Consider the following 14,548-nt stretch of genomic DNA (forward strand, 5'->3'; position numbering starts at 1 on the left):
TCTTGAGCGACGGCGGAGAAACCGATACCGGCCAGCAGGGCCAGCACCAGGGACTTCTTGGCGATATTCTTGATCATGTGTGTTCCCTGTTGAAAATTAAAATGGAGACTCTGCTATTTTAAACCGAAGGATGCGGGTTTCGGCCAGTCGGTCAACAAATATGCATACGCTGTCACCCGAATCCAGCCGCTGTGGCAACGCGATTTGAGACAATGGCCGCCATGATGATGCAATTTCGCTCCCTGTTCCGCTGGCTGCTCGGCAAGCCGGCCCCTGCCCGTGACCCGATCGCCGAGGCGCTGGCCGCCTTCCGCAATCCGGAGGCCGACTCGCTCGAATTGCTGCGCCACCTGGTCGCCCGCTTGCGCCCGGCCCGGCGACGCGACCATGACGCACCGGCCCGTCACGCCCACCTGCTGGCGCTGCTCGAGGCCGACCCGGACCTGCTTGCCGCCTTTCGCCACCATGTCATCCATTTCATCGCCACCCGCAAGCTGCTCACCTTCTTTACCAACAGCGGCATCCTGCCGGGGACCGGCTTTTTCTCCGAATGGTGGCGCATCCTCGGCAACCGCCTGTTGCCGGAGTCGCTCGACGAACGCCAGCTGAAGGACTGCCTGCACCTGATCTACGACCGCCGCGACGACTGGCGCTGGCAGGAAGACATGCCGGCCGAAACCAGCCGCCGCTTCTGGCAATTGATGACGGCCGGCAGTGAACTCGAACGCATCGACTGGCGCCAGATCCAGGAACAGCTGCTCGACGCCATCCTGCTGCTCGCCCACCGGGTCAGCGGCCTCGGCGTCGATGGCGAACTGATGCGTGCCTCGCCCGATCTCGATGCCGACCGCCCCCGCTTCATCTCGCTCTCCGCCGAAGCCCTGCTCTTTGCCAACAGCCAGCGGGCGGCCCTGGACGATGCGGCCTTGAACGCCGATGACGGCAGCCAGTTGCTGGTCATCGCGGATCAGTGTCGCGAAGCGCTGACCCGGACACGTAAACGCGCGCAGAGCATCGGCACCAGCCTGCACCTCTCCTACCTCCTGAAGCGCGGCGACCAGAGCCTGCAGCGCCTGGCCGACCTGATCACCATTTTGCGCGCCACCCGGACGTCGACCGCCGGCGACGAGGCCGTCATCGCCTGGGCCGATTTCGCCCACGATACTTTCCGCGCCGAAAACCGTCGCAACAGCCTGCGCGCCTACCTGGGCGAACTGTCGCGCCTGCTTGCCGTCCGGGTCACGGAAAACGCGGCGCGCTCCGGCGAACACTACATCTGCGAGAGCAAGGCGGATTACGGCCACATGTGGCGCTCGGCCGCCGGCGCCGGCGTATTGATCGGCGCGATGGCCCTGCTCAAGATCAAGGCGGCGGCGCTGCACGCACCGCTGGCGGTCGAAGCCTTCCTGTTCAGCATGATCTACGGCCTGGGTTTTGTCCTCATCTACCTGCTCGGCATGACGGTGGCCACCAAGCAGCCGGCCATGACCGCGCAGACCCTTGCCGGGCTGCTCGGCGACATCAAGCCGCGACGCAGCGCCGACATCGAACGCGTGGTCGACGTGGCCGCGGCGGTCTGCCGCAGCCAGCTCGCGGCCATCGGGGGCAATGTGATGGTGGCGCTGCCGGTGGCGATCGCCATCGGAATCGGGCTCACCCACTGGCTGGGCGAGCCGGCTGTCGGCATGGGCAAGGGCGCCCATCTGCTGGCTGATCTCGACCCCATTTCCTGGGCGCTGCCGCATGCGGCCATCGCCGGCTTTTACCTCTTCCTGTCCGGCCTGATCACCGGCTATTTCGACAACCGCGCCGCCTACCGCGACGTCGGCCGGCGCATCGCCCGACTGCGCTGGCTGCGCCGCCTGCTCGGTGCTGAACGGGCGGGCCGGGTCGGCCAGTACATCGAGGATCACCTGGGCGGCATCATGGGGAATTTCCTGTTCGGCTGCATGCTCGGCTCAACCGGCGTCATCGGCACCATCCTCGGCCTGCCGCTCGACATCCGCCATATCGCCTTCTCGTCGGCCAACCTCGGCTATGCGCTGACCGCCTTCCAGTTCGACCTGCCACTCAAGACCCTGCTCTGGGCCGTGCTGGGCGTCGGCCTGATCGGCCTGATCAACCTGGCGGTGAGCTTCACCCTCGCCCTGCGCACGGCCCTGGATGCCCGCCAGATCCGCTTCGAGCACTGGGGGCCGCTGGCCGCTGCCGTCTGGCGACGATTCCGCGCCGCACCGCGCAGCTTCCTATTGCCGCCGGCCGATCCGCGTTGATGCAGCCGCATCCCCTGCGTCGCCTGCATGGACTGCTCCTGCTCCTGTGTCTGCACGGCGCGGCGGCCGGCGAACTGCGTCTCGACGCCCCCGAGGACATCCGCGCCCTCCTCACGCCCTGGCTGGATGCCCAGGCCACCTCGCCGCGTCGCCTGCAAACGGCGGCCTCGGACATGCTGGCCACCGAAGGCTATTTCTCGCCCCGTTTCCAGTTTGAAGAAACGGACGGCGCGCTCCGCCTCACCCTCGACCCCGGCCCGCGCACGCGGATAGACAGCCTGGCGCTGACGGTCGACGGCCCCGTGAGCCCGGAAACCCGGGCGGCCCTCGAAGCCGAATGGCGTCTGCCCGTCGGCCAGCCCTTCCGTCAGGCCGACTGGAATGCCGCCAAGCAGCAGGTCCTGGCCGAGTTGCTCGCCGAGGAGCATGCCGATGCCCGCCTGCTCGACAGCCAGGCGGAGATCGATGCCGAACGGCAGCAGGCACACCTGCGCGCGCACTACGATGCCGGGCCACGCTACCGCTTCGGGCCGCTGCGCATCGAAGGGCTGACGCGCTACGACCCGGCGCTGGTTGCGCGCTACAACAGCAGCGTCACCCCCGACGCCCCATATCGCGAACGCGACCTGGCCGACCTGCTCACGGCCTTGCAAGGCACGCCCTACTTCGCCAGCGTACAGGCCGAACTGCTCACCGCCGAGAGCGAAACGCTCGATGCCGACACCCGGCGCGCCCCGGTCCTCGTCCGCCTGCGCGAACGCCAGCCGCACCGGCTGGCGCTGGGGGGCGGCTTCAGCTCCAATACCGGTGCCCGAGTCGAAGGCAATGTGCACACGGCCGACCTCTTCGGTCAGGCCTGGGAACTCGATACCGGCCTGCGTCTGGAACAGAAACGGCAAACCGCCTACGGCGACATCTTCCTGCCGCCGGATGCCAAACAGCGGCGCCACAGCCTCGGCCTGATGGGCGAACGCAGCGACATCCAGAACCTGCAGACCGAGCGCCTGGCCTTTGGCGTGCAACAGGTTCAACAGCGCGGCAGCATCGAACAACGCCTCTCGCTGCAATGGCAGCGCGAACGGCGCGAACCCGCCGACGCTGAGATGGTGATCAGCCGCGCCCTGGTTCCCAATGCCATGTGGACGTGGCGGCATGTCGATAGCCTGCTCGAGCCCCGCCAGGGCCAGGTGCTGCAAATGCAGTTCGGCGGCGGCAGCAAGGCAGCCGGTTCGGACCAGAATTTCGTGCGCCTGCACGGACGCGTGCAGCAGTATTTTTCGCTCGGCACGCACACCGTGCTCGCCCTGCGCGGCGAACTGGGCCGCACCTATGCGGACAACCGCCTGCACATCCCGCAGGACTACCTTTTCCGTACCGGCGGCACGGGCAGCGTGCGCGGCTATGCGTATCAGAGTCTGGGCATCCGCGAAGGCAATGCCGTGGTTGGCGGGCGCTACCTCGCCGTCGGCAGCGCCGAACTGACCCACTGGCTCGACGAACAATGGGGCATCGCTGCCTTTATCGATGCCGGCGATGCGGTTGACCGCCTGAGCGATGCCCGTCTGGCCGTCGGCTACGGCCTCGGCGCCCGCTGGCGCAGCCCGGCCGGCCCGCTCGGCATTGATCTCGCCTATGGCGAACGCACCGGCAAAGTACAACTGCACTTCGCGCTCTCGATTCCCTTCTGACATGCGCCTGCCCCGCCCCCCCCTGATTCGCTTTGCGCTCGCCCTCGGCAGCCTGTGCCTCGTCGTCAGTCTCGTTGTCGGACTGACCCTGGTCTGGCTGCTCGGCAGTGAAAGCGGCCTGCAGGCCAGCCTGCGCTGGCTGGCGCCGCTGGCCCCCGGTGAACTGCACATCGACGGCGCGACCGGGCGCTGGCTCGGGCCGCTGCGTGTCGAGCAATTACGCTGGGCAGAAGGGGAAAAACAGGTTCAAGCCGATCGCCTTGAACTCGACTGGCAACCGGCGGCCTTGCTGCAGGGCGCATTGCAGGTCGCGCAGCTGAATGTCGGGAGTCTGAAGGTGAAGTGGCCGGCCAGCCCCACCCCGACACCCGCACCGGAAAACCTGCGCCTGCCGCTGGCAGTCTCGCTCGCCTCGCTGCGTGTCGACACCCTTGAATTCACCGGCCTGCCCGGCCTGCACGATGTGAGCGCCCGCTTTCACAGCAATGGCCGTGATCACGTACTGGATGCGCTGAGCCTGCAACTGGCCGAGAGCCATCTGAACGCCCAGGGGCAGCTCAATGGCGATGCGCCCTTCGCCCTGCAGGCAACAGCCCGGATCGCCGGCCAACTGGCCGAGCGCCCCCTGGTCCTCCGCCTGCGCGCCGACGGCCCCCTGAACGCGCTCCAGCTCGACCTGCAGGCCGAACAGGGCTGGACCGGTCAGGCCGCCCTCACCCTGGACGCCTTTGCGCCGCATCCCCTGCAAGCCGCCCGACTCGCGCTCGACCATGTGGACCCTGCCGCCTGGCAGGGCGATGCCCCCAGCGCGCAGCTGCGCATCGACCTCGATCTCCGGGCCGATGCCGAGGGACACTTGAGCGGCCCGCTTGCCCTCCTCAATCGTCAGCCCGGCCGTCTGGATCAACAGCGGCTGCCGCTGACGCAGCTCAAGGCCCGGCTCCGCCAGACAGCGCACCAGCTGCATCTGACCGACCTGCGCGCCGCCCTCCCCGGCGGCGGCACACTGAGCGGTGATGCGCAATGGCAGGCCGATCAGGCTGAACTCAACGTGCGTGCCATGCGCCTGGACCTTGCCCAACTCCATGGCAGCCTGCGGTCGACCGCCCTGGCCGGCCCCATTTCAGCCAAACGCACCGCCGCGGAACAGCACTTTCAGATCGCCCTCAGCGACCCGCGCTTCCGGATCGATGCCGAGGGGCGCCTGGCGGCGGCACGCCTCCACCTGCCCCGACTGACCCTGAGCAGCGGCGCGGCCAGCCTGAGCGCACACGGCGAACTGCAGCTCGACGGGGCCCGGCGCCTGTCGGCCAGCGGCCAGCTGAACCACTTCGACCCGGCCCGTTTTGGCCGCTTCCCGGCGGCCGACCTCAATGCCCGTTTCGACGTGCAGGGCTGCCTCGGCGAGCGCGGGGGGCCGCAACTCGACAGCCAGCTCCATCTGAACAACAGCCGCTTTGCCGGGCAGCCCCTGAACGGCGGCGGCCGCCTGCAATGGCAGGGCAGCACGGCCCTCCGTCTCGACCTCGATGTGCAGGCCGGCGCCAATCGCCTGCAGGCCCATGGCGGCCTGGGCAAGGCAGAAGACCGTCTGGTCCTGAACCTGACGGCGCCGCAGCTCGCCCCCTTTGGTCTCACGGGCGATCTGGACGCCCAGGCCGTCCTCACCGGCGCACTGACCGCCCCCGCCGTCGAGGCCCGCATCCACAGCCGCCAGCTGGCGCGCAACGGCCTGGGACAGATCGAGCAACTGAGCCTGAGCAGCCGCTTCGATCCGCGCGGCGATGCCGCCCTGACCTTCGAACTCGGCATGCGCCGCGCCGCCCTCCCGGACTGGCCGGAATTAATCCGTGATGTCACGCTACAGGCGGCGGGGCGCAATAGCGCGCACCAGATTCGCCTTCAGGCGACGGTCGACCGTCAGCAGACCCTGAATCTCGTGGCCCAGGGTGGCTGGTCTGCCGCGCTCGATCGCTGGCAAGGCCAGCTGACCCGCCTTGACCTTGCCGCCCGCCAGCCCGCCCGGGCATTCACCCTGAGCGCCCCGAGCGTCCTGGAAGTGGCCCGCACCGGTGGCCGCCTGGGCCCGCTCCAGGTGCGGGGACAGACGCTGGACTGGCAGGCCGAACTGAGCGCCCTGAGCGATGCCCGGCACGCCGAGATGGCGTTGCAGGCCAGCGGCAGCCGGCTCGGCCAGATTGCCGCCAAGCTGAACATCCCGCTCGGCGCCCCCTGGCAAGCCGCCCCCGATGCGCCCCTGCAAGGCAGCCTCCAGCTCGCCCTGCGCGACCTCGCCTGGCTGGGCGAGTGGCTGGATGACGGCGTACGCAGCGCCGGCCAGATCGACGGCGATCTGCGCCTCGGCGGTACGCTGAACGCACCGCAATGGCAGGGCCAGCTGAGCGGCAGCCAGCTCGCCCTGAGCCGCCCGGAACAAGGGCTGGACCTGGACCGGGGACGCTTCCGCCTGGCCATCGAACGCAACCGGCTGCGCCTTGATCAGGCCAGTTTCGAAAGCCGCCTGCAGACGCCGCCCCGCGCCCTGCGCCTGAAGGACGAGGCCACGCTCGCCGGCCTGACCGCCCAGCCGGGGCGCATCGAATTACAGGGCGAATTGCAGGTCGACCGTCGGGCCGAGCGCGGCTGGCTGGATTGGCGCCTCGAACGCATCGGTCCCTGGCAACTGCCCGAACAATGGCTGCTGCTCTCCGGCAAGGGCCGCCTCAACTGGCAGGATGGCGCCCTCGGCATCCAGGGCCAGGTGGCCGCCGATGCCGGCTACTGGGCCCTGGCGCCGGGCGGGGCCCCGCGCCTCTCGGACGATGTGGTCGTTCGGCGCGGCCCCGAGACGGCAGCGAGCGGCCTGCGCCCCCGCCTTGACCTCGACCTCGGCATCGATCTCGGGCCGCGCTTCCTGTTCAGCGGTGCGGGGCTCAGCGCCCGCCTCGATGGCGACCTGCGCCTGAAGGCAAGCGGCCGCGACTTGCCCCGCGCGAGCGGCACGGTACGCACGCGCGACGGACGCTTTGAAGCCTACGGCCAGACCCTCGAACTGGAACGCGGCATCCTGCACTTCCAGGGGCTGCCCGACAATCCGGCGCTCGACGTGCGCGCCCTGCGCAAAGGCCTGGCCGTTGAAGCCGGCGTCCAGGTCAACGGCACGGCCCAACGCCCGGTCGTCAAACTGATTTCCGAACCGGCCCTGCCCGATGCCGAAAAACTCGCCTGGCTGGTCTTGGGTCACGGCCCCGAGCAGATGGGCGCGGGCGATGCGAGCCTGCTCCTGAGCGCGGCCGGCGGGCTGCTCGGCAACGATGCCGGCGGCCTGCTGCAACAGCTGCGCAAGCAGTTCGGTTTCGATGAATTCGGCGTGCGCCAGGGCACGCTGGGCGACAGCAGCGGGCGGCGCGCCACCAGCCGCGTGGCGGGTGGCAGCACCGTCGGCAGCGACAGCAGCCAGCAGATTTTCAGTGTCGGCAAGCGCCTTTCCGCCAATACCCTGCTCTCCTACGAACAGGCGCTGGGCAAGGCGGAAAGTATCGTCAAGCTGAGCGTCAGTCTGGGCCGCCGCCTGACCCTGATCGGGCGGGCCGGCAGCGACAACGCCGTCGATCTTTTCTGGACGCGGCGTTTCGGCGGGCCGGAGCGTACGGGCGACTCAGCGGCGACGCCAGCGCGCTAGCCCCAAAATCAGGTCATCGACGTAGGTGAAGACCACGGGGATGACGAGCAGGCTCAGGAAGGTCGAGGTGATCAGGCCGCCGATCACGACAATCGCCATCGGCGCACGGAAGCTCGGATCGACCCCGATGCCGAGTGCGATCGGCATCATGCCGGCGCCCATCGCCACCGTCGTCATGATGATCGGGCGCGCCCGCTTGCGGCAGGCATCGAGCAGCGCCGACCAGCGGTCCAGGCCGTGCTCGCGCCGCGCCAGGACGACATAATCGATGAGCAGGATGGAGTTCTTGGTGGCGATCCCCATGAGCATGATCAGGCCGATCATCGACGGCATCGACAAGGCCTTCTGGGCGACGAACAGCGCCAGGAAGGCGCCCGGCACGGAGAGCACCAGGGCCGCCAGAATGGTCACCGGCTGGACGAAATCCTTGAAGAGCAGCACGAGCACGATGTAGATGCAGAGCACCCCGGTCGCCATGGCCAGGCCAAAGCTCTGGAAGAGTTCGCCCATTGCCTCGGCGTCACCGACCGTGGTCTGGAGAATGCCGGCCGGCAGGTTGCGCAGGCTGGGCTGGGCGAGCGCCGCTTTTTCGACCTCGCCGAGCGGTTGACCGCCGAGCTCGATCTCGAAGTTGATGTTGCGCAGTCGATCGTAGCGATCGATCTCGGCCGGGCCGCCCCCCAGGCTGACCTGCGCCACGTTGCCCAGCCGCACCGGCCCACGGGCCCCGGGCACCGGCAGGCTTTCGAGCAAGGCCAGATCGGTGCGCGCCGAAGCCGGCAGACGCACGACGATGGGTACCTGGCGCTGGGCCAGGTTGAGCTTGGCCAGCCCCTGGTCGTAATCGCCCGCGGTCGCGATGCGCAGGGTGTCGGCAATCGATGCCGAGGTCACACCGAGATCGGCCATGCGGGCGAAATCGGGACGAATGACCACTTCCGGCCGCACCAGGCTGGCCGTCGAGGTCACATTGCCGATGCCCGGAATGCTGCGCAGCTCGCGCTCAACCTGACGCGCATGCTCGGCCAGCAGCGGGCCGTTTTCACTGGCCAGCACGAGGATGTATTTTTCGTTGGCGGAGCCCAGCCCGACCTTCAGCTGCACGCCGGGAATCGCCACCAGCGCCTCGCGCAAGGCGTGCTCGATATCCTGCTTGGTGACGCCGGGACGAGCATTGCGCGGCGTCAGATTGAGCGTCAGCGTGGCCTTGCGGACCTCGGCCGCCCCCGCCGGGGCAAAGGGATCGCTGCCCGCCTTGCCGCCGCCGACGGCGGTGTAGACCAGTTTCACATGCGGGTTCGCCTCGGCAATCCGGCGCGCCTGTTCGGCTGCGGCCAGCGTCTGCTCGAAGCGGCTGCCCGGGGGCAGGGAGAGATAGATCTGGGTCTGCGACAGATCGTCCGGTGGCAGGAAGCCGGTCGGCAGATAAGGCACCAGCGCGAAGGAGCCGAAGAAAAAGCCCGCTGCGCCGAGCAGCGTGGTCAGGCGGTGCTTCAGGCACCAGGCCGCCCAACCTTCATAGAGAGTCAGCCAGCGCGGCGGGGCCTGTTCGGCACCCACCGGACGCAGGATGTAGGCGGCCATCATCGGCGTCAGCATGCGCGCCACGACGAGGGAGAAAAAGACGGCGATGGCGGCGGTCCACCCGAACTGGACAAAGAATTTGCCCGCCACGCCGCTCATGAAGGCGGTCGGCAAAAAGACGGCAATCAGCGTGAAGGTGGTGGCGATCACGGCAAGGCCGATTTCGTCCGCCGCCTCCATGGCTGCTTCGTAGGGCGTCTTGCCCATGCGCAGGTGGCGCATGATGTTTTCGATCTCGACGATGGCATCATCGACCAGAATGCCCACCACGAGCGACATCGAGAGCAGGGTCACGACATTGAGCGTGAAGCCCATCAGGTACATCGCGGCAAAGGTCGGAATGGCCGACAACGGCAGCGCGGCCGCCGAGACAAAGGTGGCCCGGCCATCGCGCAGGAACAGCCAGACGACGAGCACGGCCAGGGCCGCACCTTCGATGAGCAGACGCATCGAGCCTTCATAGTTCTCGATCACCGGATCGACGAAATTGAAGGCTTCCGTGATCTCGATATCCGGATGCTCAGCCTTCAGCTTGCCCAGCGCGGCGAGCACGGCATCGGCCACCTCGACCTCGCCCGCGCCCTTGCTGCGCGTAATTTCAAAGCCGACCACCGGCTTGCCGTTGAGCAGCGCCGTCGTGCGCCGCTCGGCGATGGTGTCTTCGATCCGGGCAATTTGATCCAGGCGGACATGTCGACCGTCGGAGAGCACGATGTCCATCGCGGCCAGTTCACTCGCCTGGCGCACCGTGGCCAGCGTGCGGACCGATTGCTCCGCCCCGCCGACATCGGCCTTGCCGCCGGAGGCTTCCTGCTGGATACGGCGCAACTGGCGCGAGACATCGGCTGCGCTCGCGTTCAGGGCAAGCAGGCGGGCCGGGTCGAGCTCGATGCGGATTTCCCGCGTCACGCCGCCGACGCGCGATACCGCCCCGACGCCGCGCACGCTGAGCAAGGCCTTGGCCACGGTGTTATCGACAAACCAGGAGAGCGCCTCCTCATCCATGCGCGACGACGCCACCGTGTAGGTCAGGATGGGCGCACCGGAGAGATTGACCTTGCTCACCACCGGGTCCTTGAGGTCGCCCGGCAGATCGGAACGGATGCGCGAGACCGCATCGCGCACATCGTCGACCGCTTCCTGAGTCGGTTTTTCCAGACGGAACTCGACGGTCACGGTGGCCGTGCCGTCCTGCACCTTGGTATAGATATGCTTGATGCCCTGCAGGGTAGCGACCGAATTCTCGATCTTCTTGGCCACCTCGGTTTCCATCTGCGCCGGCGCGGCGCCGGGCAGGCTGGCCGTCACCGTCACGGTGGGCAGGTCGATGTCCATGAACTGCTGGACCTTCATGGCCTTGAAGGCCACCAGGCCGGCCAGGGTGAGCAGGACGAAGAGCAGAATCGCCGGAATCGGATTCCGGATGGACCAGGCGGAAACGTTCATCACTGCGCGCCCGTCACGACCTGAACACGATCCCCGTCGGCCAGGAAGCCGGCACCGCTGGCGACGACGCGCGCCCCGTCAGGCAGGCCATCGAGGATTTCGATCGCGTCCCCGCGTTGCCGCCCGGTCTTCACCTTGGTCTGGGCCACACGGTCTTCCCCTTCCAGGCGATAGACGTAGGCAAACCCTTCGCGCAACACGACGGCGGCTTGCGGCACGACCCGCGCCGGCTGCTCGCCGAGGGCAAATTCGCCACGTGCGAACATCCCGGCCTTGAGCCCGGTCGATGCCGGCAGATCGACATACACCAGACCGTTGCGCGTGGCCGGATCGACGCTCGGTGCCACCATCCGCACCTTGCCTTCGGTCAGCTCGCCGTTCGGCCCCCGCAGGCTGGCCGTACTGCCGGCCTTCAGGCGCAAGAGGTCGGCAGCCGGAATTTCGGCCCGCCATTCGAGTCGACCGCCCCGGATCAGCCGGAAGAGTTCCTGCCCGGCCTGCGTCAGCGAACCGACGGCCGCCGTCCGGGCCGAAATCACGCCCTCGTCGGGCGCGCGGATCGCGGTCCGGGCCAGGCGCAGCTGCGCCGCATCCAGACGCGCACGGGCCGCAGCCAGACGCGCCAGACCAGCCTGTTCCGCGGTCTGATACTGGGTTGCCATCTGGGCACTGTAGAAGCCTTTTTCGCGTAGCTCGCGCGCCCGGCCGGCGTTGGCCTTTGCTTCGGCCAGCGCGGCCTCCAGTTCAGCCACGCTGGCTTTGGCCTCGGCCACCTCGGCGCTCGCCGTCTCCGCATCGATGCGGGCCAGCACATCGCCCTTGCGGACGCGATCGCCCACCTGCACCCGCACGTCGGTCAGGCGCTGATTGCCGGTCTCCGCCCCGATCACCGCTTCCTGCCAGGCCACCACGTTGCCGTTCGCAGCCAGCACCTGCGGCCAGGCCTCGCTGCGCGGCGTGGCCAAGGTCACGCTCAGGGCAGCCCGGGCGGCCGGCTTGGCCTTTTCCTCCGGTGCATCGCCGCCACAAGCGGCGAGCAGACTGAAAGGCAGGGCAAGCAGGGCAAAACGAAAGGCCGAAGACATGACAGGTGACCGGATACGAGGAAAACGCCCATCATAAAGAAGGACGCCCCGTGACTCCACTCGGGAAAACCGCAAGACGTGCTCGCGGGTTATCAACAATCCACAAAACCTGTGGATAAGTCTGTGAACAGCGTCTGTAAAGTTTTGCTAAGTACCGGTCTGAAAAGGGTTTTTCTTACCTTGCCCGAAACTTCAGCAAAACAGTTAAGCCATTGATTTATAACGAATTAAGCAAAATTCAACAACTTTGCCCAGTTTCACATCTGTCAATGGGTTTTACAAAAAATATTCCGTTCAGCCTGTGTAAAAAATGACTTGACACCCCCGTCAGGGAGGGCAATGTCGCCCTCACCGAATCGCCTTCTCGGTGGTCATGCACATCTCGGATGGCGGGCGTGCAATGCCTCATGCCCACGGTCGCGATTCGAGCCGCCGTCTTGCGCGAATACCGACACCGCAATCGCCCGCGCATGTGCACACCGCAAAAGCAACAATGCCCGCCATCTTTCGATGGCAGGCATTGTTTCGGCGTTTCGTCCGACGCCGGCCAGAAGGCCGGTACGCCGGACAAGCAGCGAAGCGCAGCAGCGCGGGTATTACATACCCATGCCCATGCCGCCCATACCGCCCATGCCGCCCATATCCGGCATGCCGCCGGCCGGCTTGTCTTCAGCCAGTTCAGCAACCATGCACTCGGTGGTCAGCATCAGGCCGGCCACGGAAGCGGCGTTCTGCAGTGCGGTGCGGGTGACCTTGGTCGGATCCAGCACGCCCATTTCGACCATGTCGCCGTACTCGCCGGAAGCAGCGTTGTAACCGTAGTTACCCTTGCCGCGGACGACCTTGTCGACCACCACGGACGGCTCGTCACCGGCGTTGCCGACGATTTCGCGCAGCGGGGCTTCGATGGCCTTCAGGATCAGCTTGATGCCGGCGTCCTGATCGTGGTTGTCACCCTTCAGGCCCTTGACGGCAGCACGGGCACGCAGCAGTGCGACGCCGCCGCCCGGGACGATGCCTTCTTCAACGGCAGCACGGGTGGCGTGCAGCGCGTCTTCGACGCGGGCCTTCTTTTCCTTCATTTCGACTTCGGTGGCAGCGCCAACCTTGATGACGGCCACGCCGCCAGCCAGCTTGGCAACACGCTCCTGCAGCTTTTCGCGGTCGTAATCGGAGGTGGCTTCCTCGATCTGGACGCGGATCTGCTTGACGCGAGCCTGGATGGCGACTTCGTCACCGGCGCCGTCGATGATGGTGGTGTTTTCCTTGGCGATTTCGACACGCTTGGCCTGGCCCAGATCCTTCAGGGTGGCCTTTTCCAGGGTCAGACCGGTCTCTTCGGAGATCACGGTACCGCCGGTCAGGATGGCGATGTCTTCCAGCATGGCCTTGCGACGGTCGCCGAAGCCCGGGGCCTTGACGGCAACGGTCTTCAGGATGCCACGGATGTTGTTCACAACCAGGGTGGCCAGCGCTTCGCCATCGACGTCTTCAGCGATGATCAGCAGCGGGCGGGAAGCCTTGGCGACTTGTTCCAGGACCGGCAGCAGGTCACGGATGTTGGAGATCTTCTTGTCGAAGAGCAGGACGAACGGGTTGTCCAGCAGGGCGATCTGCTTGTCCGGGTTGTTGATGAAGTACGGGGACAGGTAGCCGCGGTCGAACTGCATGCCTTCGACGACGTCGAGTTCGTTGGCCAGGGACTTGCCGTCTTCAACGGTGATGACGCCTTCCTTGCCGACCTTTTCCATGGCTTCGGCGATGATGTCACCGATGGAGGAATCGGAGTTGGCGGAGATGGAGCCAACCTGAGCGATTTCCTTGGTCGTGGTGCACGGCTTGGAGATCTGCTTCAGTTCTTCGATGGTGGCGGCGACAGCCTTGTCGATACCGCGCTTCAGGTCCATCGGGTTCATGCCGGCGGCCACGTACTTCATGCCTTCGCGAACGATGGCCTGGGCCAGCACGGTAGCGGTGGTGGTGCCGTCACCGGCGATGTCGGAGGTCTTGGAAGCGACTTCCTTGACCATCTGGGCGCCCATGTTGGCGAACTTGTCCTTCAGTTCGATTTCCTTGGCAACGGACACGCCGTCCTTGGTGACGGTCGGGCCGCCGAAGGAACGATCGAGCACCACGTTGCGGCCCTTCGGGCCCAGGGTCACCTTGACCGCGTCGGCCAGGATGTTGATGCCTTCGACCATGCGGGCGCGGGCGGAATCACCGAATTTGACTTCTTTAGCAGCCATTTAAAACTCCTGAAATGTGTACAGTTGAGGCAGTCGACCGCAGATTACTTCTGCAGGACACCCATGATGTCTTCTTCGCGCATGACCAGGACTTCCTGACCATCAACCTTGACGGCCTGGCCGGCGTACTTGCCGAACAGGACGCGATCGCCGACCTTGACGTCGAGGGCGATCTGTTTGCCGTTCTCGTCGCGCTTGCCCGGGCCGACGGCCAGAACTTCACCTTGATCCGGCTTCTCGCCGGCGGAATCCGGAAGGACGATGCCGGAAGCGGTGGTGCGCTCGGCTTCGACGCGCTTGACGATGACACGGTCGTGCAGAGGACGGATGTTCATACGATTACTCCTGTTGGTTCTCTTACAAGAAAAGATGAATGTGGCCGGTCAGCATCGGTTGGACCGGCTGCCACCGGGATCGGACACGACGCCGTTTATTAGCACTCGCATCCGGTGAGTGCTAATAATAAGGTCGCCCCAAATCGATTTCAAGAGTGTGCTTCGACAATTTTCTTTTGCTACCCGGCATCGCTAAGCATCTGTTTTAT

Annotated in this window: 7 protein-coding genes; 3 read left to right on the forward strand and 4 right to left on the reverse strand. The window is 66.4% G+C overall.

Annotation, left to right across the window (positions count from 1 at the left end; translation table 11 throughout):
- Positions 1-221: 221 nt before the first annotated feature.
- From AACO21_RS09590 to AACO21_RS09600, 3 genes are read left to right on the forward strand one after another with little or no spacing between them, the layout of a single operon-like run.
- Entirely contained in the window at positions 222-2,273 is a 2,052-nt protein-coding gene (locus tag AACO21_RS09590) for a preprotein translocase subunit TatB (protein ID WP_346192304.1), read from the forward strand.
- On the forward strand, positions 2,273-3,961 hold the full coding sequence (locus AACO21_RS09595) for an autotransporter assembly complex family protein (RefSeq protein ID WP_346192305.1): 1,689 nt from the start codon (positions 2,273-2,275) through the stop codon (positions 3,959-3,961). The genes AACO21_RS09590 and AACO21_RS09595 overlap by 1 nt, the downstream gene beginning before the upstream one ends.
- 1 nt (position 3,962) lies before the next feature.
- Positions 3,963-7,643, forward strand: a complete 3,681-nt coding sequence (locus AACO21_RS09600; protein WP_346192306.1) for a translocation/assembly module TamB domain-containing protein — start codon at positions 3,963-3,965, stop codon at positions 7,641-7,643.
- Here AACO21_RS09600 and AACO21_RS09605 read toward each other — a convergent pair.
- From AACO21_RS09605 to groES, 4 genes are all read right to left on the reverse strand, one after another.
- The gene (locus tag AACO21_RS09605; RefSeq protein WP_346192307.1) at positions 7,620-10,673 is read right to left on the reverse strand and encodes an efflux RND transporter permease subunit; all 3,054 of its coding nucleotides are present in this window, start codon (positions 10,671-10,673) and stop codon (positions 7,620-7,622) included. The two genes, AACO21_RS09600 and AACO21_RS09605, sit on opposite strands and share 24 nt — an antisense overlap.
- On the reverse strand, positions 10,673-11,758 hold the full coding sequence (locus tag AACO21_RS09610) for an efflux RND transporter periplasmic adaptor subunit (RefSeq protein WP_346192308.1): 1,086 nt from the start codon (positions 11,756-11,758) through the stop codon (positions 10,673-10,675). Before AACO21_RS09610 ends, AACO21_RS09605 begins: the two co-directional genes overlap by 1 nt.
- 596 nt (positions 11,759-12,354) lie before the next feature.
- Positions 12,355-14,004, reverse strand: coding sequence for a chaperonin GroEL (groL, locus tag AACO21_RS09615; RefSeq protein WP_346192309.1), 1,650 nt, complete (start codon positions 14,002-14,004; stop codon positions 12,355-12,357).
- A 44-nt stretch (positions 14,005-14,048) separates the two neighbouring features.
- Entirely contained in the window at positions 14,049-14,339 is a 291-nt protein-coding gene (gene groES, locus AACO21_RS09620; protein ID WP_346192310.1) for a co-chaperone GroES, read from the reverse strand.
- Positions 14,340-14,548 lie beyond the last annotated feature (209 nt).

It is taken from the genome of Dechloromonas sp. ZS-1, assembly GCF_039649255.1.
In the GTDB taxonomy this organism is placed as follows: domain Bacteria; phylum Pseudomonadota; class Gammaproteobacteria; order Burkholderiales; family Rhodocyclaceae; genus Azonexus.

Coding starts and splice junctions, on each gene's coding strand:
- AACO21_RS09610 (WP_346192308.1), bottom strand. CDS start 11,758: ATGTCTTCGGCCTTTCGTTTTGCCCTGCTTGCCCTGCCTTTCAGTCTG.
- groES (WP_346192310.1), bottom strand. CDS start 14,339: ATGAACATCCGTCCTCTGCACGACCGTGTCATCGTCAAGCGCGTCGAA.
- AACO21_RS09590 (WP_346192304.1), top strand. CDS start 222: ATGATGATGCAATTTCGCTCCCTGTTCCGCTGGCTGCTCGGCAAGCCG.
- AACO21_RS09595 (WP_346192305.1), top strand. CDS start 2,273: ATGCAGCCGCATCCCCTGCGTCGCCTGCATGGACTGCTCCTGCTCCTG.
- AACO21_RS09600 (WP_346192306.1), top strand. CDS start 3,963: ATGCGCCTGCCCCGCCCCCCCCTGATTCGCTTTGCGCTCGCCCTCGGC.
- AACO21_RS09605 (WP_346192307.1), bottom strand. CDS start 10,673: ATGAACGTTTCCGCCTGGTCCATCCGGAATCCGATTCCGGCGATTCTG.
- groL (WP_346192309.1), bottom strand. CDS start 14,004: ATGGCTGCTAAAGAAGTCAAATTCGGTGATTCCGCCCGCGCCCGCATG.